This window comes from Burkholderia territorii (assembly GCF_001718335.1).
Taxonomy (GTDB): Bacteria; Pseudomonadota; Gammaproteobacteria; order Burkholderiales; family Burkholderiaceae; genus Burkholderia; species Burkholderia territorii.
This window is the reverse complement of sequence record NZ_CP013366.1, coordinates 2,775,234-2,795,923: the sequence shown is the minus strand read 5'-3', so window position 1 is coordinate 2,795,923 and position 20,690 is coordinate 2,775,234. Positions and strand designations below refer to the sequence as shown.

Below are 20,690 nucleotides of genomic sequence, written 5' to 3'. Positions count from 1 at the left end.
AGGCAACACGAAACACGCAATTCGCAATACCCAATACGCAGTACGCAACATCGCCGACAGTTCGAACAATCACAGGAGACATGCCATGCAACGAAAGATGCTCGATGCCGCCGCACGCTGCTTCGCCACGGCCGCGCTCGCGACGGCCGCGTGCGCGGCGTCCGCCGGCACGCTGACGATCGCGACGCTGAACAACCCGGACATGATCGAGTTGAAGAAGCTGTCGCCGGCGTTCGAGAAGGCGAACCCGGACATCAAGCTGAACTGGGTGATCCTCGAGGAAAACGTGCTGCGCCAGCGCGCGACGACCGACATCACGACCGGCAGCGGCCAGTTCGACGTGATGGCGATCGGCACGTACGAGACGCCGCAGTGGGGCAAGCGCGGCTGGCTCGCGCCGATGACGGGCCTGCCCGCCGACTACGACCTGAACGACATCGTGAAGACCGCGCGCGACAGCCTGTCGTACAACGGCCAGCTGTACGCGCTGCCGTTCTACGTCGAAAGCTCGATGACGTTCTACCGCAAGGACCTGTTCGCGGCGAAAGGGCTGAAGATGCCCGACCAGCCGACCTACGACCAGATCGCCGAATTCGCGGACAAGCTCACCGACAAGGCGAAGGGCACCTATGGCATCTGCCTGCGCGGCAAGGCCGGGTGGGGCGAGAACATGGCGTACGTGTCGACGGTCGTGAACACGTTCGGCGGGCGCTGGTTCGACGAGAACTGGAACGCGCAGCTGACGTCGCCGGAATGGAAGAAGGCGATCGGCTTCTACGTGAACCTGCTGAAGAAGGACGGCCCGCCCGGAGCGAGCTCGAACGGCTTCAACGAGAACCTGACGCTGACCGCGTCGGGCAAGTGCGCGATGTGGATCGATGCGACCGTCGCGGCCGGGATGCTCTACAACAAGCAGCAGTCGCAGGTCGCCGACAAGATCGGCTTCGCGGCCGCGCCGGTCGCCGTCACGCCGAAGGGTTCGCACTGGCTGTGGGCGTGGGCGCTGGCCGTGCCGAAGACGTCGAAGCAGCAGGACGCCGCGCGCAAGTTCATCGCGTGGGCGACGTCGAAGCAGTACATCGAGATGGTCGGCAAGGACGAGGGCTGGGCGTCGGTGCCGCCGGGTACGCGCGCATCGACCTACCAGCGCCCCGAGTACAAGGCCGCCGCGCCGTTCTCCGACTTCGTGCTGAAGGCGATCGAGACGGCCGACCCGAACGACCCGTCGCTGAAGAAGGTGCCGTACACGGGCGTGCAGTACGTCGGGATTCCTGAATTCCAGTCGTTCGGCACGGTGGTCGGGCAGGCGATCGCGGGCGCGGTGGCCGGCCAGATGTCGGTCGACCAGGCGCTCGCCGCCGGGCAGGCCGCCGCCGACCGCGCGGTGCGTCAGGCCGGCTACAGGAAGTAACGCGGGGAGTCACGCGGCCCGCGTCGCGCCGTCGCGCGCGGCACGGGCCGAAGAAGCAGCAAGGCGGGCCGGCCGTTTTCGCCCGCGCGTCAACCGGAGGAACTCCGATCATGCGTCATTTACGTCTTCCCCTGAGCCACGCGCCGTCCGTCGGCGACGCGTCGTCGCCGCCGGGCGCGCCGCGCCGCGCACGCGGCGGCGCGAGCTGGCTCGTGTCGCCGTCCGTCGCGGTGCTGCTGCTGTGGATGTCGATTCCGCTCGCGATGACGATCTGGTATTCGTTCTCGCGCTACAACCTGCTGAATCCGGACGTGAAGGGCTTTGCCGGGTTCGACAACTACCGCTTCCTCGCGACCGATCCGTCGTTCCTGCCCGCGATCGGGCACACGCTCGTACTGATCGGCGCGGTGCTCGCGATCACCGTGGTCGGCGGCGTGCTGATGGCCGTGCTGTTCGACCGCAAGTTCTACGGGCAGGGCGTAGCGCGCCTGCTCGTGATCGCGCCGTTCTTCGTGATGCCGACGGTCGCCGCGCTGATCTGGAAGAACATGATCCTGCATCCGGTGTACGGGCTCGTCGCGAACGCGATGCGCGCGCTCGGGATGACGCCGATCGACTGGTTCGCCGACTACCCGCTGACCGCCGTGATCATCATCGTCGCGTGGCAGTGGCTGCCGTTCGCATTCCTGATCCTGTTTACGGCGATCCAGTCGCTCGACCAGGAGCAGAAGGAAGCCGCGCGCATCGACGGTGCGGGCCCGATCGCGATGTTCTTCTACATCACGCTGCCGCACCTGAAGCGCGCGATCGCCGTCGTCGTGATGATGGAGACGATCTTCCTGCTGTCGATCTTCGCGGAGATCTACACGACGACGGGCGGCGGCCCCGGCAACGCGACGACCAACCTGTCGTACCTGATCTACGCGCTCGGCCTGCAGCAGTTCGACGTCGGCCTCGCATCCGCGGGCGGGATCATCGCCGTCGTGGTCGCGAACGTCGTGTCGTTCTTCCTGGTGCGGATGCTCGCGCGCAACCTGAAGGGGGAGTACGAGAAATGAGCGACCTGACTTTCGAAGGGCGGCGCGCCTCGGCTCCGCTCGACCTCGTGCGGCGTGCGCTGCCGGGCGCGCTCGCGTGGCTCCTCGCGCTGCTGCTGTTCTTCCCGATCTTCTGGATGGCGATCACCGCGTTCAAGACCGAGCAGCAGGCGTACGCGTCGACGCTGTTCTTCATGCCGACGCTCGACAGCTTCCGCGAGGTGTTCGCGCGCAGCAACTACTTCGCGTTCGCGTGGAACTCGGTGCTGATCTCGGCCGGCGTCACGGTGATCTCGCTGCTGCTCGCGGTGCCGGCGGCCTACGCGATGGCGTTCTTCCCGAACCACCGCACGCAGAAAGTGCTGCTGTGGATGCTGTCGACGAAGATGATGCCGTCGGTCGGCGTGCTCGTGCCGATCTACCTGTTGTGGAAGAACGCGGGGCTGCTCGACACCGTGTCGGGCCTCGTGATCGTGTACACGTTGATCAACCTGCCGATCGCGGTGTGGATGACCTTCACCTACTTCAACGAAATCCCGAAGGACATCCTCGAGGCCGGGCGCATCGACGGCGCGTCGACGTGGCAGGAGATCGTCTACCTGCTGATGCCGATGGCGCTGCCGGGGCTCGCGTCCACCGCGCTGCTGCTCGTGATCCTGTCGTGGAACGAGGCGTTCTGGAGCATCAACCTGTCGAGCTCGAACGCCGCGCCGCTGACCGTGTTCATCGCGTCGTACTCGAGCCCTGAAGGCCTGTTCTGGGCGAAGCTGTCCGCCGCTTCGCTGCTCGCGGTCGCGCCGATCCTGATCGTCGGCTGGCTGTCGCAGAAGCAGCTGGTGCGCGGGCTCACGTTCGGGGCGGTTAAATGAGCGCGGCCGGCAAAGGCGCGGCCAGCAAAGGCGCGGCCGGCAATGGCCCGTTCGGTCACGGGACGAACGTGCTGATCTGCGATTGCGACGGCGTGCTGATCGACAGCGAGGCCGTTGCCGCCGACGTGATCGTGCGCGAGCTGGACGCGCGCTGGCCGGGCGTCGACGCGCGCCCGGCGGTGATGCCGCTGCTCGGGCTGCGCATCGAGCGCGTGCTGGCCGGCGCGAGCGAGGCGGTCGGCCGCACGCTGAGCGCCGACGACGTCGACGCGATCCGCCGCGCGGTCGAAGCGGCGGCCGTGAACGCGCCGATGGTCGACGGCATCGACACGGCACTCGCCGCGATCGGCATGACGACCGCATGCGCGAGCAACAGCTACCGCGCATACGTCGAGGCGGCGCTTGCACGCACCGGCCTCGCGCGCTTCTTCGGCGACCGGCTGTTCTGCGCGGACGCCGTCGCGAGGCCGAAGCCGGCACCCGACGTGTATCTCGCGGCCGCCCGCGCGCTCGGCGCGGTGCCCGCACAATGCCTCGTCGTCGAGGACAGCGTGACCGGCATCACCGCGGCCGCCGCGGCCGGCATGACCGTGCTCGGCTTCGTCGGCGGCGGGCATGCGTCGGCCGCGCAGATCGACGCGCTGCGCGGGATCGGCGCGCGTCACGTATTCGACGACATGCACGAGCTGCCCGGCTACGTCGCGCGCTGGCAGGCGACCGGCGCCGTGCTGCCGAACTAGCAACCACGAACGATCGCGCCGCGTCGCACGCGGCGCATCATGAACGAACGGAGACAGATCATGGCAAGCGTGCTCCTGCGCAACATCGCGAAGCGCTACGACGACACCGAAGTGCTGCGCAACGTGAACCTCGACATCGCCGACGGCGAATTCGTCGTGTTCGTCGGGCCGAGCGGCTGCGGCAAATCCACGCTGATGCGGATGATCGCCGGGCTCGAGGACATCTCGAGCGGCGACCTGCTGATCGACGGCGCGAAGGTCAACGACGTGCCGAGCGCGAAGCGCGGCATCGCGATGGTGTTCCAGTCGTATGCGCTGTACCCGCACATGACGCTGTACGACAACATGGCGTTCGGCCTGAAGCTCGCCGGAGCGAAGAAGCCCGAGATCGACCAGGCGGTGAAGCAGGCCGCGAAGATCCTGCACATCGATCACCTGCTCGACCGCAAGCCGAAGCAGCTGTCGGGCGGCCAGCGCCAGCGCGTCGCGATCGGCCGCGCGATCACGCGCAAGCCGAAGGTGTTCCTGTTCGACGAGCCGTTGTCGAACCTCGACGCGGCGCTGCGCGTGAAGATGCGGCTGGAATTCGCGCGGCTGCACGACGAGCTCAAGACGACGATGATCTACGTGACCCACGACCAGGTCGAGGCGATGACGCTCGCCGACAAGATCGTCGTGCTGTCGGGCGGCGAGGTGCAACAGGTCGGCACGCCGAACGCGCTGTACCACGCGCCGGCCAACCAGTTCGTCGCCGGCTTCATCGGCTCGCCGAAGATGAACTTCCTGACGGGCACGGTGGAGTCGGCCGATGCGACGGGCGTGCTGGTGCGTTTCGGCAGCGGCGAGACGCAGCTCGTCGCCGTCGACGCGGCGGGCCTGCAGCGCGGCGCGGCCGTGACCGTCGGCGTGCGGCCCGAACATCTGCTGGTGGGACAGGCGACGGACGGTGTCGCCGCACGGACGATGGCTGTCGAATCGCTCGGCGATGCCGCGTATCTGTACGCGGAGTCGGCCGTCGCGCCGGACGGGCTGATCGCGCGGATTCCGCCGCTCGACACGTATCGCACCGGCGAGACGCTGCACGTGCATGCGCAGCCCGAGCACTGCCACCTGTTCGACGAACGCGGGCAGGCGCTGCGTCGGCTGAGCCCGCACGCGAAGGCGGCGTGACGGGCGCGGGAACGATGCCGGCGGCGCTCGTCGCGCTGCTGGCGGCGGCCCGGATCGGCGCCAGCAGCGCACGCCGGCACGCGTTTGCCGCGCGTCGCGCGGCCGCGTGAGCGTTCGGCGGCGTCAGCCCGCCTTCGCGTCGAGTGCCGCGCGCGCGCAGGTTTCGTCGGTGACGAGCCCCGACAGCCAGCCGCCGCGCAGCGCCGCGATCACGGCGTCGCGCTTCTTCGGGCCGCCGGCGAACGCGATCGTCGGGCGTTTCGGCGGCGTGTCGAGCGACACGCTCGTCACGCGCGCGCTGGTCGACACGTCGACCAGCTTGCCCTGCGCATCGATCGGCACGCCGAGCAGTTCGGCGACCGCACCGAGCGCGGTCATCTCGTCGCGTTCCTGTTCGGTAATGAAGCCGTCCTCGTAGAGCGGACAGTGCGGGCCGATGTTGCCGATCCCGACGAACGCGACGTCGGCCTGCGCCGACAACGCGTCGACGATCCGGTACAGCCGGTGATTGCACCATTGCGCGCGCTCGGCATCGCTGTCGGCGAACAGCGGCGCGGGCAGCAGGAAGTGCTTGCCGCCGGTTTTCTCGGAGATGTACTGCGCGACGTCGTAGCGGTTCGACGAGCCGTCGGCCGCGATCGCGCCGACCATCGACACGAGCCGGTGCTGCGGCCGCTCGATCTGCGCGATCTGCGCGACCGCGGCCTTCAGCGTCCGGCCGCTGCTCACGGCAATCACCATCGGCCGCGTTTCGTTCAGGTAGCGCTCCATCACCTGCGCGCCGGCGACCGCGAGCTTGCGGTCGATCGCTTCGGGCGCGTCCGCATCGACGGGCACGACCTCGCACATCGCGAGCCCGTAGCGCTTCGACAGCTGCGCGCCGAGCTCGAGACAGTCGGCGAGCCGATGATCGACGCGCACGCGGATCAGGTTCTTCTCGACGGCGAACGCGACGAGGCGTTGCGCGACCGGGCGCGACACCTGCAGCTTCTCGGCGATTTCGTTCTGCGTGTCGCCCGCGACGTAGTAGAGCCACGCGGCACGCGTGGCGAGATCGAGTTTTTCTGAGGACTTGGACACGATAGCGGTTCGGTTCGGATCGGGGTCGGCCGTCGGGCGGCGCAACGGCATCCACTGTAACGCATGCCGGACGTGCGGCCGCGGCGGTGCTTACACGAGTCGCGCGCGCGACGGTTCGTAAAGCGGGCGCACGTGGCGGTACAGCGCGCGGAACGCGTCGAGGCGCTCGCGCAGCCGCGCATGACGGCCGGCGTCGGGCGCGTATTCGGCGCGCACCGGCGGCTTGGTCAGCACCGCATGCGGATCGCCGCCGACGGCGAGCCAGCCCAGGCGTGCGGCGCCGAGCGCCGCGCCGGTTTCGCCGCCGCCGTGCTGGCAGGTGCGCACATTCAACGCGTCGGCGATCAGCTGCGCCCAGAACGCGCTGCGCGCGCCGCCGCCGATCAGCGACAGACGGTCGGTTTCGACGCCGGCCGCGTGCAGCGCGTCGAGGCCGTCCGCGAGGCCGAGCGTCACGCCTTCGAGCACCGCGTAGCCGAGGTGCGCGCGTTCGGTCGCATGCGTCATCCCGAAGAACACGCCCTGCGCGTACGGATCGTTGTGCGGCGTGCGCTCGCCGGACAGGTAGGGGAGGAACAGCGGCGCCGTCGCGAGCGCGTCCGCATCGAGCGCCTCGATTTCGGCGAGCAGCGCCGGCTCGTCGGTGCCCGTCAGCTTGCAGACCCAGCGCAGGCAGCTCGCCGCCGACAGCACGACGCTCATCAGTTGCCAGCGATCGGGAATCGCGTGGCAGAACGCATGCACGGCCGATGCGGAGTTCGGCATGAAGCGGTCGCCGACCACGCTGAGCACGCCCGACGTGCCGAGCGACACGAAGCCGTCGCCCGCGTGGATCGCGCCGATGCCCAGCGCGCTCGTCGCGTTGTCGCCGCCGCCGCCGGCCACCACGACGGCCTCCGACAGCCCGAGCTCGCGCGCGAGATCCGCGCGCAGCGTGCCGGACGGCGCGTTGCCTTCGACGATGCGCGGCATCTGCGCGCGCGTCATGTCGCACGCGGCGAGCAGCGCGTCGGACCAGTCGCGGCGCGCGACGTCGAGCCACAGCGTGCCGGCCGCGTCGGACGGGTCCGACACCTTCGCGCCGGTCAGACGGAAGCGCAGGTAGTCCTTCGGCATCAGCACGCACGCGGTCGCCGCGAACACGTCCCGCTCGTGCTTGGCGACCCACAGCAGTTTCGGCGCGGTGAAGCCGGGCATCGCCAGGTTGCCGGCCAGCGCGTGCAGATCGGGCGCGCGTTCGGTGAGCAGCGCGCATTCGTCGGCGCTGCGCATGTCGTTCCACAGAATCGCGGGGCGCAGCACGCGGTCGTCGCGACCGAGCAGCACCGCGCCGTGCATCTGGCCCGACAGGCCGATCCCGCGCACCTGCGCGAATGCCTGCGGATGCCGCTCGCGCAGCGCCGCGAGCGCGGCGAGCGTGCCTCGCCACCAGTCGTCCGGATGCTGCTCCGCCCAGCGCGGGTGCGGCCGCGACACGCTGAACGGCGTGCCCGCGGTGCCGATCACCGTGCCGTCCGGGGCAAGCAGCAGCACCTTCACTTCCGAGGTGCCGAGGTCGATGCCGAGATACATGAGCGATCCGTTGCGTCAGTGAGGAGCCGCTACTTTAGCCGCACGTGCGCGGCCATGCCAACGCAGGTTCGCCCGGATGCGCGACCGCCCGCGGGCGGCCGGCTGGCAGGCCGCGGAGCGCCGCGCGTCAGCGCTGCGCGAGCCATGCGTCCACGCGTGCGAGCCCCGCACGCAGCGCTTCGAACAGCGCCGCGTTGCCGGCGAGCGAGCCCCAGAGCGCGCGGCTCGCGCACAACGCGGCGACCGGGTCGTCGGCTTCGACGATCGCGCGCGCGACGCCGTCGTCCATCACGCCGTCCTGGTATGCATACGGCAGCAAGCCGCGCGCCCAGCGTTCGAGAAAGCGCAGGAACAGCGCCGGCAGCACGGCGGTGGCGACCGGCGCCGCGCCGCGCGTGAGCGATTCGGCGAGCGTCGGCGCGATGAAGCCGGGAAGCTTGGAGAAGCCGTCGGCCGCGACGCGCTGGTTCGTGTCGAGCACGTACGGGTTGCCGAAGCGTTCGAGCACGACGTCGCGGTAGCGTCCGAGATCGAGCGGGCTCGGGCTCAGGCACGGGATCACGTCCTGCGTCACGTAGTCGTGCGCGAACCGGCGGATCGCCGCGTCGTGCGTGCCCTCGTGGATGTACGTGTAGCCCGCGAGCGTGCCGGCCCACGCGATGCAGCTGTGCGTGGCGTTGAGGATGCGGATCTTCGCTTCCTCGTACGGGTGCACGTCGTCGACCAGCTCCGCGCCGGCCAGCTCCCAGCGCGGCCGGCCGGCCGCGAAGCGATCCTCGATCACCCACTGGATGAACGATTCGCCCATCACCGGGCAGGCATCGTCGACGCCGGTGGCCGCGCGCACGCGGTCGCGCACGTCGGCGGTCGGGCGCGGCGTGATGCGGTCGACCATCGCGCTCGGTGTCGCGACGTTCGCATCGAACCATGCAAGCAGTCCGTCTTCGCCGCGCCGTTCGAGGAATTCACGCATGCCCGCGCGAAAGCGCGCGCCGTTGTTGCGCAGGTTGTCGCAGCTCTGCAGCGTGAGCGGGCCCGCGCCGCGCTTCACGCGTTCGGCGAGCAGCGCCGCGAGCGCGCCGTACAGCGTCGTGCGCGCGCCCTGCAGATCGGCCGCGAGATCGGCGTTCGCGAGGTCGAGCCGGTTGTGTTCGTCGAGGTAGTAGCCGCCTTCGGTCACGGTAAACGACACGATCCGGCAGGCCGGGTCGGCGCCCGCGTCGATCAACGCGGCGAGGTCGATCGACCACGGCAGCACGCGCGAGATCGCGCGGATCGTTTCGTACGCGCGCTCGCCCTGCGGCGTGACGGTTTCGAGCGTGTACGCGCCGTGCTGCGCGGCGAGCGCGTCCATCGTCGCGCGCATGTCGTCGCGGATGTTGCCGACGGTCAGCGACCAGCGCTCGTCGGCCGGCACGGCCGCGTTCACGCGATGCAGATACCACGCCTGGTGCGCGCGGTGGAACGAGCCCGCGCCGATGTGCAGCAGCACGGGCGCGCGGGCGGGGGACGATTCGCTCATCCGGTGTCTCCTGTTCGTGCCAGTCTTTCCTGTCGAATATGAATACGATCATTTGCTCTTTGTGTGAGCGAATGATCGTATTCGGGCGAGCGAAAGTCAAGGCGGGGACACGGCATTTCGATGGTGCGTTGCGGCGTTGCGGGGGCAGCGGGCAAGCCGCGCCCGGCCGAGGAAAGGCGTCAGCGCTGCTCGCGCGTGAGCGCGACGAGTTCGTCGAGCAGCTTGCCCGCCGGTCCCGGCAGGATGCCGTGTCGGCGCCGGAATGCCGTGAGCGTGCGCACCGCGACGACCTCGCGCACCGGCAGCGTGTCGATCGTTCCGGCGCGCTGTTCGGCGCCGTACATCGGCTCGGCCATCCAGCTGAGGAAGCCGGCATGCGCGACGAGGCTCTTGAGCGTCGTAACGGAGCGCGTTTCGACCGCGATGTCGGGAAGGGCAAGCCCGTGTGCGTCGAAGGTCGCGCGCATGTGGTCGAACGGCGCGGTGCCGCGCGGCGGAATCGCCCAGCGCGCGTGCAGCGTGTCGGCGAGCGTCGGTGCGCGGCCGAGCATGCGCAGCGGATGGTGCGGCGCCGCAACGATATGGCTGCGATCTTCCCAGCGGCACTCCGGAATCGCGACGATCTCGTCGGTGTCGGGCCCGTGCGCGGACAGCGCGAGATCGATCTCGTGCTTGTTCAGCCCTTGCGCGAGCCGATCCCACACGCCTTCGAGAATCTCGACGCGCAGGTTCGGCCAGCGGTCGAGCACGCGGCCGACCGCGACCGGCAGCACGAGGCTCGCGATGCTGCCCACCGTGCCGACCTTGATCGTGCCTTTCGCGAAGCCGCGCATCGCGTCGAGTTCCTCGCGTGCGTGCTCGGCCTCGTGCTGCAGCAGCGTCGCGTGCGGCAGCAGCGCCTCGCCGAACGCCGTCAGCTGCACGCCTTTCGAATGGCGCTCGAACAGCGGCGCGCCGACCTGGTCCTCGAGCCGCTTCAGGATCCGGCTCAGCGCCGGCTGGGTCACGTGCAGCGCGTCGGCCGCGCGGCCGAGGCTGCCGCACGCGACGATGGTCGTGAAGGCGCGCAATTGTCGGAGATCGAAAGTCATGCCGATCCGTAATGGCTTTTCGCAAAAAATACAGTATCGGTGAATGACTCGCGCTTCGATACTGTGGAAACCGCCAAGCCACCGAGGAGACGCCCGAGCATGACCGGCAACCCGTCCCATTCCGCCGCACCGGCCGCCCAGATCACCGTCCGCGATGCCGTCATCGATCTGTTTCGCCAGTTCGGCATCGATCGCGTGTTCGGCAATCCCGGCTCCACCGAGCTCCCGATGTTCCGCGATTTCCCCGCCGATTTCCGCTACGTGCTCGGCCTGCAGGAGGCCGTCGTGGTCGGGATGGCGGACGGTCATGCGCAAGCCACCGGCAACGCGGCGGTCGTCAACCTGCATTCGGCGGCCGGCGTCGGCAACGCGATGGGCAACCTGTTCACTGCATACAGGAATCGCACGCCGCTGATCGTCACCGCGGGCCAGCAGGCGCGCGCGATTTTGCCGTTCGATCCGTTCCTCGGCGCGACGCAGGCCGCCGAGCTGCCGAAGCCGTACGTGAAATGGAGCATCGAGCCCGCGCGCGCGCAGGACGTGCCGGCCGCGATCGCGCGCGCGTACCGGATCGCGATGCAGGAGCCGCGCGGGCCGGTGTTCGTGTCGATTCCGGTCGACGACTGGGATCAGCCGGCCGAGTTGCTGCCGCGACGCGCGGTCAGCAGCGTCGTGCGGCCCGATCCCGATGCGCTCGCGCGGCTCGGCGACGCGCTCGATGCGGCACGGCGCCCCGCGCTGGTGGTCGGTGCGGCCGTCGATCGGGCCGGCGCGTGGGACGACGTCGTGCGGCTTGCCGAGCGGCACCGCGCCAGCGTGTACGTCGCGCCGATGTCGGGACGCTGCAGCTTTCCCGAGGATCACCCGCTGTTCGCCGGCTTCCTGCCCGCGATCCGCGAGAAGATCGTCGCGCGGCTCGACGGGCACGACCTCGTGTTCGCGTTCGGCGCGCCCGCATTCACCTATCACATCGAGGGCAGCGGCCCGCACGTGCCGCCGGGCGCGATGCTCGTGCAGCTCGTCGACGATCCCGGCGTCGCCGCATGGACACCGTCGGGCGACGCGGTCGTCGGCAACCTGCGGCTCGCGGCACGCGACCTGCTCGCGAGGCCGGCGCCGCCCGAGCGGCCGATGCCCGCGCCGCGGCCGCCGCGCCCGCGCGCCGAAGCGCCGGCCGCCGGCGCGCGGATGTCGGTCGCCTTCGCGCTGCAGACGCTCGCGGACGTGCGCGACGCGCACGACATCGTCGTCGAGGAAGCGCCGAGTGCGCGGCCGGTGATGCAGGCGCACCTGCCGTTCACGCGCAGCGGCACGTTCTACACGATGGACAGCGGCGGGCTCGGCTACGGGATGCCGGCCGCGGTCGGCGTCGCGCTCGCGCGGCCGGGGCGGCGCGTGATCGGCCTGATCGGCGACGGATCGAGCCTCTATTCGATCCAGGCATTGTGGAGTGCCGCGCAACTGAAGCTGCCGATCACGTTCGTGATCCTGAACAATCGGCGCTACGCGGCGCTGCAGGATTTCGCGCCCGTGTTCGGCTTCGGCCCCGACGATCCGGTGCAGGGCACCGATCTGCCGGACCTGGATTTCGTCGCGCTCGCGCAAGGGATGGGATGCCGCGGCATCCGTGTCGCCGATGCCACGCGCCTGCATGACACGCTGACGGATGCGCTGCGGGCCGGTACGCCCGTCGTCGTCGACGTCGAGGTTGCCTGACGCGCGTGCGCGCGTCGTTTCGGAGAATCCATGCAAACCGTATCGATGCTGATCGGCGGCGAACGCCGCCATTCGTCCAGCGGCGCGACCTTCGTGCGCCGCAACCCCCTCGACGGCGAAGTCGCGTCAAGCGCGCCTGCCTGCACGCTCGACGATGCGCGCGCGGCGGCCGACGCGGCCGCCCGCGCATTTCCCGAATGGGCCGCGCTCGGCCCGGGCGCGCGCCGCACGCTGCTGCTGAAGGCTGCCGCCGCGCTCGAAGCGAAGCACGACCAGTTCGTCGCCGCGATGGCCGCCGAGACCGGCGCGTCGGCGCTGTGGGCGGGCTTCAACGTGCACCTGGCCGCGAGCGGGCTCGTCGAGGCCGCGTCGCTGACCACGCAGGTCGGCGGCGAACTGATCCCGTCCGACGTGCCCGGTTCGCTCGCGATGGGCGTGCGGCAGCCGGCCGGCGTGGTGCTCGGCATCGCGCCGTGGAACGCGCCGGTGATCCTCGCGACGCGTGCGCTCGCGCTGCCGCTCGCATGCGGCAACTCGGTCGTGCTCAAGGGCTCCGAGCTGTGCCCCGTCACGCACGGGCTGATCGTCGAGGCGCTGCAGGAGGCCGGCTTGCCGGCGGGCGTCGTCAACTTCGTGACGAACGCGCCCGAGGACGCGGGTGCCGTCGTCGACGCACTGATCGCGCATCCGGCCGTGCGTCGCGTGAATTTCACCGGCTCGACGCGCGTCGGGCGGATCGTCGCCGAAGCATGCGCGCGTCATCTGAAGCCGTCGGTGCTCGAACTCGGCGGCAAGGCGCCGTTCGTCGTGCTCGACGATGCGGATCTCGACGCGGCGGTCGCAGCGGCCGCATTCGGCGCGTTCGCGAATTCCGGGCAGATCTGCATGTCGACCGAGCGGATCGTCGTCGATGCATCGATCGCCGACGCGTTCGTCGCGAAGCTCGCGGCCAAGGCCGCGTCGCTGCCGCTCGGCGATCCGCGCCAAGGGCCGGTCGTGCTCGGTTCGCTGATCGACATGAAGGCCGTCGAGCGCTGCAACGCGCTGATCGACGATGCGCTCGCAAACGGTGCGACGCTGCTGTGCGGCGGCAAGTCGGACAGCACGCTGTTTCCCGCGACGCTGCTCGATCACGTGACGCCCGCGATGCGGATCTACGCGGAGGAATCGTTCGGGCCGGTGAAGGGCATCGTGCGGGTCGACGGCGAGGCCGCGGCGATCCGCTGCGCGAACGACAACGCGTTCGGGCTGGCATCGGCCGTGTTCAGCCGCGACGTCGCGCGCGCGATGCGGGTCGCGGCGCGCATCGAATCGGGCATCTGCCACGTGAACGGTCCGACCGTGCACGACGAGGCGCAAATGCCGTTCGGCGGCGTGAAGGACAGCGGCTTCGGCCACTTCGGCGGAAAGGCCGGCATCGCCGCGTTCACGGATCTGCGCTGGATCACCGTGCAGACCGCGCCGCGCCACTATCCGTTCTGAGAGGCCGCCGACGATGAAGATCGCGATTCTCGGCGCCGGCGCCATGGGCTCGCTGTTCGGCGCGCGACTGGCCGAGCACGGCGAGGCCGTCACGCTGATCGACGTGAACGATGCGCATCTCGATGCGATCCGGCGCGACGGACTGCGCGTCGACGACGATCGCGGCGAACGCCGCGTCCACGCGTTGCAGGCCGTCCGGCCGGAAACGGCGAATGCGCAGGCGAGCGCATCGCCCGACATGCCGTTCGATCTGCTGATCGTCTTCACGAAATCGCTGCACACGCGTGCGGCGCTCGAAGGCGTGCGCGCATTGCTGACGTCGCGTACTTGCGTGCTGACGCTGCAGAACGGCCTCGGCAACGTCGAGACGCTGAACGCGTTCGTGCCGCTCGAACGGATTCTGGTCGGCGTCACGACCTGGCCGGCCGATTTCGCCGGCGCAGCGCACGTGCGCTCGCACGGTGCCGGCACGATTCGCATGATGACGGCAGACGGCGCGGCGCGCCCGTTTGCGGCGGCCGTGGCCGATACGTTCTCGCGTGCCGGCCTCGCGTGTTCGCTCGATGCCGACGTGTGGGCCGCGATCTGGGAAAAGGTCGCGTTCAATGCGGCGCTCAACACGCTGTGCGCGGCGACGGGTTGCACGGTCGACCAGCTCGGCCGCGTGCCCGACGGCCCGCGGCTCGCACTCGCGATCGCGGCGGAGACGGCCGCCGTCGCGCACGCGAAAGGCATCGCGGTGGACGGCGAGCGCATCGCGCGCAACGTCGAGCACGCGATCCACGCGCATCGCGGCCATCGGCCGTCGATGCTGCAGGACGTGCTCGCGGGCCGCCGCACCGAGATCGACGCGATCAGCGGCAGCGTCGTCGCGGCCGCGCGCGAGACGGGTATCGCGGTTCCGCATACCGATACGCTGCTCGCGCTCGTCAGGCTGATCGACGCGCGCGGCGGCTAAGCGTCGCGCCGGCGGCGGGCCACGGCCGCATGACGATACGGGCGCGCCGCATGCAGGCGATGCGGCCGGATCGGAGATGGACGGGACAGGACGCGGGGCCGGCAACGGTGCATGAACGCCGGCCGGCCACGCAGCACGAGATCCGGGCACGCGCCGGTGCGCCAGCCCGGCAACAGGAGACGCCATGAAGGCCATCGAATGCCGTTGTCTTGCCGCGCGCCGTGCGCGCACCTTGCCGCCGACGCGTGCCGAACGGGAGGCCGCGTGAGCACGCGCGACGAATTGCAGCCGCCACCGGTCGACATCGGCACGACGCTCGACGACGGACCGTTCACGACGATGCAGCGTTGCGTGGTGCTGCTCGCCGCGCTCGCGATCGTGCTCGACGGCTTCGACGGCCAGTTGATCGGGTTCGCGATTCCGGTGCTGATCCGCGAATGGGGCATCACGCGCGGTGCGTTCGCGCCGGCGGTGGCCGCCGGGCTGATCGGGATGGGCATCGGCAGCGCGTGCGCGGGTATCGTCGCGGACCGTTTCGGGCGCCGCCAGGCCGTGATCGGCAGCGTGTTCCTGTTCGGCATTGCCACCTGCGCGATCGGCTTCGCGCCGGATGTCGCCACAATCGCGATGCTGCGCTTCTGCGCGGGGCTCGGGATCGGCGGCGCGTTGCCCACGGCCACGACGATGACGGCCGAATACACGCCCGCGCGGCGCCGCACGATGATGGTTACGGCGACGATTGTCTGCGTGCCGCTCGGCGGGATGCTGGCCGGGTTGTTCGCGCACGAGGTGCTGCCGCGCTACGGCTGGCGCGGGCTGTTCTTCGCGGGCGGCGCGCTGCCGCTCGTGCTCGGCTTCGTGCTTGTGCGCGCGCTGCCCGAATCGCCGCGCTTTCTGGCGCGGCGCCCCGCACGCTGGCCGGAACTCGGCGCATTGCTCGCGCGCATGCAGCGGCCGGTCGCGCCCGGCACCGCGTTCACCGATCTTCGCGACGCACGCGCGCCCGGCGCACGCGGCGGGTTCGGCGCGTTGTTCGCCGGCGGCCAGGCACGCGACACGATCGCGCTGTGGTGCGCGTTCTTCATGTGCCTGCTCGCGGTGTATGCGGCGTTCAGCTGGCTGCCGACGATGCTGGCCGCGAGCGGGCTGAGCGTGTCGGTCGCGGGCTCGGGACTCACCGCGTACAACCTCGGCGGCGTGATCGGTGCGCTGCTGTGCGCGTGGGCGATCGCGCATGCGGGTTCGCGCTGGCCGCTCGCGCTGTGCAGCATCGGCGGCGCGGCGAGCGCGGTGTGGCTGCTGGGTGTCGATGCGGGGCGCCACACGGGCTGGCTGATCGTCGGGCTCGGCGTGCACGGCCTGTTCGTCAACGCGGTGCAGTCGACGATGTATGCGCTGTGCGCGTACATCTACCCGACGGCGGTGCGCGCGACCGGCACCGCGAGCGCGCTCGCGTTCGGCCGGCTCGGCGCGATCCTCAGCGCGTTCGCGGGCGCGCTCGTCATCACAGCGGGCGGCGCGACGGCGTACCTGACGATGCTGGCCGTCGCGATGAGCGTGGTATGCGTCGCGCTGCTCGCGATGCGGCGGCACATTCCGCGGCTCACGCGCGAACGCGCGTTGCCGGGCGAAGGGGAGGAGCTGGCCCGCACGTCGTCGTGACGCGCGGGTCGCATGACACGCGCGTCCGTTACAGCGTGGTGCGCACGTGCCAGAGCTCGGGGAACAGCACGACGTCGAGCATCTTGCGCAGATACGGCGCGCCGCTCGTGCCGCCCGTGCCCTGCTTGAAGCCGATGATGCGCTCGACCGTCGTCACGTGACGGAACCGCCACTGGCGGAACGCGTCCTCGAGATCGACGAGTTCCTCGGCCATCTCGTAGAGCTCCCAGTGCTGCTGCGGGTGACGGTAGACCTCGAGCCACGCGGCCTCGACGGTTTCGTCGTGCCGCATCGGCTGCGTCCAGTCGCGCTCGAGCCGCTCGGGCGCGATCGGGAAGCCGCGCCGCGCGAGCAGGCGCACGACTTCGTCATAGAACGACGGCGCCTCGAGCGTCGCGCGCACCTGTTCGAGGATGTCCGGCCGGTGCGCATGCGGCTGCAGCATCTGGACGTTCTTGTTGCCGAGCAGGAACTCGAGCTGCCGATACTGATACGACTGGAAGCCCGACGACTGGCCGAGGTACGGCCGCATCGCCGAATACTCGGACGGCGTCATCGTCGACAGCACGTTCCACGCCTGCACGAGCTGCTCGAGAATGCGCGACACGCGCGCGAGCATCTTGAACGCGGGCGGCAGCGCGTCGCCGCGCACCGCATCGAGTGCGCCGCGCAATTCGAACAGCGCGAGCTTCATCCACAGCTCGCTCGTCTGATGCTGGATGATGAACAGCATCTCGTTGTGATCGGGCGACAGCGGATGCTGCGCGTCGAGGATCGAATTCAGCGACAGGTAGTCGCCGTAGCTCATCGACTTCGAGAAATCGAGCTGCGCGTTGTGCCAGCCGGCTTCGCCCGACGCATCGCCGGGCACGTGCGGGGCTTCGTGCGCCGGGTGGGCCGCGCGTGCGCCCGAGAACGGGCAGCCCGCCGGCGCATCGTCGCCGGGTGGCTGCATATGACCAGAATTCACGACTTTCTCCAGAATTGAATGACGGGGCGCGGCGCGCCATGCGCATGTCGGCGCGGCACGCCGGGCAAGAACCGGTCAGGTCACCGCGCCGCGCTCGGCGAACTCGGGTGCCTTCCACGCATCGGTGGCCAGGATGTCGCGCAGCGTCTCGACGGCATCCCACACGTCGACGAAGCGCGTGTAGAGCGGCGTGAAGCCGAAGCGCAGCACGTAAGGCTCGCGGTAGTCGCCGATCACGCCGCGCGCGATCAGCGCCTGCATCACCTCGTAGCCGTGCGGATGCTCGAAGCTCGCCTGCGAGCCGCGCTGGTGATGCGCGCGCGGCGTGACGAGCTTCAGCGACAGGCCCGCGCAGCGCGCCTCGACGAGCGCGATGAACGCGTCCGTCAGCGCGAGCGACTTGCGGCGGATCGCGTGCATGTCGGTCTGCAGGAACACGTCGAGCCCGCATTCGACCATCGACATCGACACGATCGGCTGCGTGCCGCAGAGGAAGCGCGCGATGCCCGGATCGGGCGCGAAGCCTGGCTGCATCGCGAACGGCGCACGGTGGCCCCACCAGCCCGACAGCGGCTGCGAGAAGTGCGCGTGATGGCGGTGCGGCACCCACACGAATGCGGGCGAGCCGGGGCCGCCGTTCAGGTACTTGTACGTGCAGCCGACCGCGCCGTCCGCGTGCGCGCCGTTCAGGTCGACCGGCACCGCGCCTGCCGAATGCGCGAGATCCCACAGCATCAGCGCGCCCGCGTCGTGCACGAGCTGCGTGACGGCCGGCATGTCGTGCATGTAGCCGGTGCGGTAGTTCACGTGCGTGATCATCGCGACGGCCGTGTCGGCGCCGAGCGCGCCGGGCAGGTCCGCCGGATCGTCGATCAGGCGCAGCTCGTAGCCGCCGCCGAGCTGTTCGATCAGGCCTTGCGCGATGTACAGGTCGGTCGGGAAGTTCGAGCGCTCCGACACGATCACGCGGCGCTCCGGCGCGCGCTCGGCCTGGTGGCGCACCATCGCCGACAGCAGCTTGAACAGGTTGATCGAGATCGTGTCGGTCACGACGGTCTCGCCGGGCGCGCCGCCGATCAGCGTCGCGAGCTTGTCGCCGAGGCGGCGCGGCAGCGCGAACCAGCCGGCGGTGTTCCAGCTGCGGATCAGGCCTTCGCCCCATTCGGCGCCGATCACCTGTTGCGCGCGGGCGGCCGACGCGCGCGGCTGCGCGCCGAGCGAGTTGCCGTCGAGATAGATCACGCCGTCGGGCAGCGCGAACTGGTCGCGCAGCGGGGCGAGCGGGTCGTCGCGGTCGAGGGCGAGCGCGTCTTCACGGGTCTTGATCATGATGTCGGGTCAGTGGTTCTCGGTTCAGTGGTTCGGTGAATCAGGCGGAGCGGCCGGGCAGTGCGCGCAGCACCGCGCGCACGGGGCTCGCGTCGAGCGTCGCGAGCTTCAGCGGCAGCGCGATGAGTTCGTAGTCACCGGGCGGCACGTCGTCGAGCACGATTCCCTCGAGGATCGCCATCCGGTGCGCGCGCACGCGGTGATGCGCATCCATCGTCTTCGATTCCTGCGGGTCGAGCGACGGCGTGTCGATGCCGATCAGCTTCACGCCGCGCGCGGCGAGCAGGTCGACGGTCTCGGGCGCGACCGCGCAGAAGCCGCTGTCCCATTGCTCGACGCTGGCGCGCGCATAGGTGCGCAGCAGCACGCGCGCCGGCACGGCGTCGAGCGCGGCCTCGATGTCGGCCGGGCGCACGACCGGCGACGCGCCGATGCAGTGAATCACGCGGCACGGGCCGAGATACGTATCGAGCGGCACCGCGCCGATCGGCGCGCCGTCGGCGTCGTAGTGGAGCGGCGCGTCGCAGTGCGCGCCCGTGTGCGGCGACAGCGTCAGGCGCGCGACGTTGACCGGCGAGCCGGCCTCCATCCGCCAGACGCGTTCGACGGAAACCGGCGTGTCGCCCGGCCACACGGGGGTGGCGGGGCTGACGGGCGGCGAGATGTCCCAGAGTGTGTCCATGGCATGACGAATCGGTGAATCGATCCTTCGAATGATAGGTGGACGCTCGCAGAAAGTGCTTGCGAAATAAACATGGACAATCCGCCCGATTGGCAGATAATTCGAATCAGAGGGAAAACGGGGACCAAAAATGCACGCGATCACGCTCGATGCCACCGACTGCCGGATTCTGGCGGTACTGCAGGAGGAGGGCAGAATCAGCAATCTCGACCTGGCGGAGCGAATCTCGCTGTCGCCGTCCGCCTGCCTGCGCCGCATGCGCCTGCTCGAGGAGCAGGGCGTGATCGAGCACTATCGCGCATGCCTGAGCCGCGAGAAGCTCGGCTTCGAGCTCGAGGCGTTCGTGCAGGTGTCGATGCGCAACGAAGAAAATCAATGGCACGAGCGCTTCGCGGAAGCGCTGCGCGAATGGCCGGAGGTGGTCGGCGCGTTCGTCGTGACGGGCGAGAGCCACTATCTGCTGCGGGTGCTCGCGCACAACCTCAAGCACTACTCGGATTTCGTGCTGAACCGGCTCTACAAGGCGCCGGGCGTGATGGACATCCGTTCGAACATCGTGTTGCAGACGCTGAAGGACGAAGCGGGCGCGCCGGTCGGGCTGGCCCGCATGGGGGCGATCAAAGCGGTGTGAGGCCGTGGAAGCCGCCGCCGTGGAACACGAGCGGCGCTGCGGCATCCGATGCGGTCCGCACGCCGCAGCGTTCCACTTCGCCGACGAAGATCACATGGTCGCCTTCGTCGTAGCGGCTGCGGTTGTGACATTCGAACCACGCGAGCGCGCCGTCGAGCACCGGCATGCCCGAGTTGCCGGCCGCGTGTGCGATCCCTTCGAAGCGGTCGCCCTTGTAGGTCGAGAAGCGCTTGCACAGGTCGAGCTGCGACGCCGCGAGCACGTTCACCACGTAATGGCTGTTGTTGCGGAACACCGGGGTCGATGCCGATTTGTGCGCGAGGCTCCACAGCACGAGCGGCGGGTCGAGCGACACCGAGTTGAACGAGCTCGCGGTGATGCCGATCAGTTGCCCGGACGGCGCACGCGTCGTGATGACCGTGACGCCGGTCGCGAACTGGCCGAGCGCCTGGCGAAAGGCGGCCGAATCGAAATCCGGCGGGGTGGCGTGGTTCATCGGGCGGCCATCCGGAACGAAACGGACGGGCGCGGCGCGCGGCGAATGCGGGGGGCGCGGCGGACGAAAGGCGGCAAGGCCGGGGCGGTCGGTCGGGAAGTGGTGCGCATGGCGCGATTTTAGCGGAATCGCGACCGCCGGGCCCGTGCGGACGGCATATCGCGGGGCGAGCGTGAGGTAGCGAACACTGTCGCGCGGCGCCGGCGTCGTGCTGGAGCGGGGGTTCCGCGCCTTTCGTTGGGACGCCATCGGCGGGCGCCCTTCGCGAGCGA

Annotated in this window: 18 protein-coding genes; 10 read left to right on the top strand and 8 right to left on the bottom strand. The window is 69.9% G+C overall.

What is annotated here, in order from left to right:
- Positions 1 to 85: 85 nt before the first annotated feature.
- The 5 genes from WS51_RS23415 (at position 86) to WS51_RS23395 (ending at position 5,227) form a co-directional block, all read left to right on the top strand.
- Positions 86 to 1,411, top strand: a complete 1,326-nt coding sequence (locus WS51_RS23415) for an ABC transporter substrate-binding protein (protein ID WP_059798885.1) — start codon at positions 86 to 88, stop codon at positions 1,409 to 1,411.
- A 110-nt stretch (positions 1,412 to 1,521) separates the two neighbouring features.
- Positions 1,522 to 2,469 carry a carbohydrate ABC transporter permease gene (locus tag WS51_RS23410; protein WP_059450082.1) on the top strand — a complete coding sequence of 316 codons (948 nt, stop codon included), beginning with the start codon at positions 1,522 to 1,524 and terminating at the stop codon, positions 2,467 to 2,469.
- Positions 2,466 to 3,317, top strand: a complete 852-nt coding sequence (locus tag WS51_RS23405) for a carbohydrate ABC transporter permease (RefSeq protein WP_059450081.1) — start codon at positions 2,466 to 2,468, stop codon at positions 3,315 to 3,317. Before WS51_RS23410 ends, WS51_RS23405 begins: the two co-directional genes overlap by 4 nt.
- A complete protein-coding gene (locus WS51_RS23400) occupies positions 3,314 to 4,057 on the top strand; it encodes an HAD family hydrolase (protein WP_059506435.1) in 744 nt (247 codons plus the stop codon). Before WS51_RS23405 ends, WS51_RS23400 begins: the two co-directional genes overlap by 4 nt.
- 60 nt (positions 4,058 to 4,117) lie before the next feature.
- On the top strand, positions 4,118 to 5,227 hold the full coding sequence (locus WS51_RS23395; RefSeq protein WP_069229831.1) for an ABC transporter ATP-binding protein: 1,110 nt from the start codon (positions 4,118 to 4,120) through the stop codon (positions 5,225 to 5,227).
- A gap of 123 nt (positions 5,228 to 5,350) precedes the next feature.
- Here WS51_RS23395 and WS51_RS23390 read toward each other — a convergent pair whose 3' ends face one another.
- The 4 genes from WS51_RS23390 to WS51_RS23375 all read right to left on the bottom strand — a co-directional run bounded on the left by WS51_RS23390 (position 5,351) and on the right by WS51_RS23375 (position 10,492).
- Positions 5,351 to 6,358: a sugar-binding transcriptional regulator gene (locus WS51_RS23390; protein WP_174905683.1), complete on the bottom strand. Its 1,008-nt coding sequence runs from the start codon at positions 6,356 to 6,358 to the stop codon at positions 5,351 to 5,353.
- A 39-nt stretch (positions 6,359 to 6,397) separates the two neighbouring features.
- The gene (gene xylB / locus WS51_RS23385) at positions 6,398 to 7,879 is read right to left on the bottom strand and encodes a xylulokinase (RefSeq protein ID WP_069229830.1); all 1,482 of its coding nucleotides are present in this window, start codon (positions 7,877 to 7,879) and stop codon (positions 6,398 to 6,400) included.
- 127 nt (positions 7,880 to 8,006) lie between these two features.
- Positions 8,007 to 9,401, bottom strand: a complete 1,395-nt coding sequence (dalD, locus tag WS51_RS23380; protein WP_059540589.1) for a D-arabinitol 4-dehydrogenase — start codon at positions 9,399 to 9,401, stop codon at positions 8,007 to 8,009.
- Between the two features lie 179 nt (positions 9,402 to 9,580).
- A complete protein-coding gene (locus WS51_RS23375) occupies positions 9,581 to 10,492 on the bottom strand; it encodes a LysR family transcriptional regulator (RefSeq protein WP_059506444.1) in 912 nt (303 codons plus the stop codon).
- Between the two features lie 99 nt (positions 10,493 to 10,591).
- Here WS51_RS23375 and mdlC point away from each other — a divergent pair, with 99 nt between their 5' ends.
- From mdlC to WS51_RS23355, 4 genes are all read left to right on the top strand, one after another.
- Positions 10,592 to 12,208 (top strand): benzoylformate decarboxylase, encoded by a 1,617-nt coding sequence (gene mdlC, locus WS51_RS23370; RefSeq protein WP_069229829.1) that lies wholly within the window; start codon positions 10,592 to 10,594, stop codon positions 12,206 to 12,208.
- 30 nt (positions 12,209 to 12,238) lie between these two features.
- Positions 12,239 to 13,690: an aldehyde dehydrogenase gene (locus WS51_RS23365; RefSeq protein ID WP_069229828.1), complete on the top strand. Its 1,452-nt coding sequence runs from the start codon at positions 12,239 to 12,241 to the stop codon at positions 13,688 to 13,690.
- Positions 13,691 to 13,703: 13 nt separating this feature from the next.
- Positions 13,704 to 14,648: a ketopantoate reductase family protein gene (locus tag WS51_RS23360; protein WP_059798890.1), complete on the top strand. Its 945-nt coding sequence runs from the start codon at positions 13,704 to 13,706 to the stop codon at positions 14,646 to 14,648.
- Between the two features lie 264 nt (positions 14,649 to 14,912).
- On the top strand, positions 14,913 to 16,310 hold the full coding sequence (locus tag WS51_RS23355) for an MFS transporter (protein WP_059540597.1): 1,398 nt from the start codon (positions 14,913 to 14,915) through the stop codon (positions 16,308 to 16,310).
- A gap of 28 nt (positions 16,311 to 16,338) precedes the next feature.
- Here the strand turns inward: WS51_RS23355 and kynA are convergent, their stop codons facing one another.
- From kynA to kynB, 3 genes are all read right to left on the bottom strand, one after another.
- Positions 16,339 to 17,265 (bottom strand): tryptophan 2,3-dioxygenase, encoded by a 927-nt coding sequence (gene kynA / locus WS51_RS23350; RefSeq protein ID WP_059450068.1) that lies wholly within the window; start codon positions 17,263 to 17,265, stop codon positions 16,339 to 16,341.
- A 90-nt stretch (positions 17,266 to 17,355) separates the two neighbouring features.
- Positions 17,356 to 18,609, bottom strand: a complete 1,254-nt coding sequence (gene kynU / locus WS51_RS23345) for a kynureninase (RefSeq protein ID WP_059450067.1) — start codon at positions 18,607 to 18,609, stop codon at positions 17,356 to 17,358.
- Between the two features lie 40 nt (positions 18,610 to 18,649).
- The gene (gene kynB, locus WS51_RS23340; protein ID WP_059450066.1) at positions 18,650 to 19,291 is read right to left on the bottom strand and encodes an arylformamidase; all 642 of its coding nucleotides are present in this window, start codon (positions 19,289 to 19,291) and stop codon (positions 18,650 to 18,652) included.
- Positions 19,292 to 19,421: 130 nt separating this feature from the next.
- Here kynB and WS51_RS23335 point away from each other — a divergent pair, with 130 nt between their 5' ends.
- The gene (locus WS51_RS23335; RefSeq protein WP_044844460.1) at positions 19,422 to 19,922 is read left to right on the top strand and encodes an Lrp/AsnC family transcriptional regulator; all 501 of its coding nucleotides are present in this window, start codon (positions 19,422 to 19,424) and stop codon (positions 19,920 to 19,922) included.
- Here the strand turns inward: WS51_RS23335 and WS51_RS23330 are convergent.
- On the bottom strand, positions 19,909 to 20,418 hold the full coding sequence (locus WS51_RS23330; protein WP_059450139.1) for a flavin reductase family protein: 510 nt from the start codon (positions 20,416 to 20,418) through the stop codon (positions 19,909 to 19,911). The genes WS51_RS23335 and WS51_RS23330 overlap by 14 nt on opposite strands.
- Positions 20,419 to 20,690: the final 272 nt, after the last annotated feature.

Coding starts and splice junctions, on each gene's coding strand:
- WS51_RS23415 (WP_059798885.1), top strand. CDS start 86: ATGCAACGAAAGATGCTCGATGCCGCCGCACGCTGCTTCGCCACGGCC.
- WS51_RS23410 (WP_059450082.1), top strand. CDS start 1,522: ATGCGTCATTTACGTCTTCCCCTGAGCCACGCGCCGTCCGTCGGCGAC.
- WS51_RS23405 (WP_059450081.1), top strand. CDS start 2,466: ATGAGCGACCTGACTTTCGAAGGGCGGCGCGCCTCGGCTCCGCTCGAC.
- WS51_RS23400 (WP_059506435.1), top strand. CDS start 3,314: ATGAGCGCGGCCGGCAAAGGCGCGGCCAGCAAAGGCGCGGCCGGCAAT.
- WS51_RS23395 (WP_069229831.1), top strand. CDS start 4,118: ATGGCAAGCGTGCTCCTGCGCAACATCGCGAAGCGCTACGACGACACC.
- WS51_RS23390 (WP_174905683.1), bottom strand. CDS start 6,358: ATGCCGTTGCGCCGCCCGACGGCCGACCCCGATCCGAACCGAACCGCT.
- xylB (WP_069229830.1), bottom strand. CDS start 7,879: ATGTATCTCGGCATCGACCTCGGCACCTCGGAAGTGAAGGTGCTGCTG.
- dalD (WP_059540589.1), bottom strand. CDS start 9,401: ATGAGCGAATCGTCCCCCGCCCGCGCGCCCGTGCTGCTGCACATCGGC.
- WS51_RS23375 (WP_059506444.1), bottom strand. CDS start 10,492: ATGACTTTCGATCTCCGACAATTGCGCGCCTTCACGACCATCGTCGCG.
- mdlC (WP_069229829.1), top strand. CDS start 10,592: ATGACCGGCAACCCGTCCCATTCCGCCGCACCGGCCGCCCAGATCACC.
- WS51_RS23365 (WP_069229828.1), top strand. CDS start 12,239: ATGCAAACCGTATCGATGCTGATCGGCGGCGAACGCCGCCATTCGTCC.
- WS51_RS23360 (WP_059798890.1), top strand. CDS start 13,704: ATGAAGATCGCGATTCTCGGCGCCGGCGCCATGGGCTCGCTGTTCGGC.
- kynA (WP_059450068.1), bottom strand. CDS start 17,265: ATGCAGCCACCCGGCGACGATGCGCCGGCGGGCTGCCCGTTCTCGGGC.
- kynU (WP_059450067.1), bottom strand. CDS start 18,609: ATGATCAAGACCCGTGAAGACGCGCTCGCCCTCGACCGCGACGACCCG.
- kynB (WP_059450066.1), bottom strand. CDS start 19,291: ATGGACACACTCTGGGACATCTCGCCGCCCGTCAGCCCCGCCACCCCC.
- WS51_RS23335 (WP_044844460.1), top strand. CDS start 19,422: ATGCACGCGATCACGCTCGATGCCACCGACTGCCGGATTCTGGCGGTA.
- WS51_RS23330 (WP_059450139.1), bottom strand. CDS start 20,418: ATGAACCACGCCACCCCGCCGGATTTCGATTCGGCCGCCTTTCGCCAG.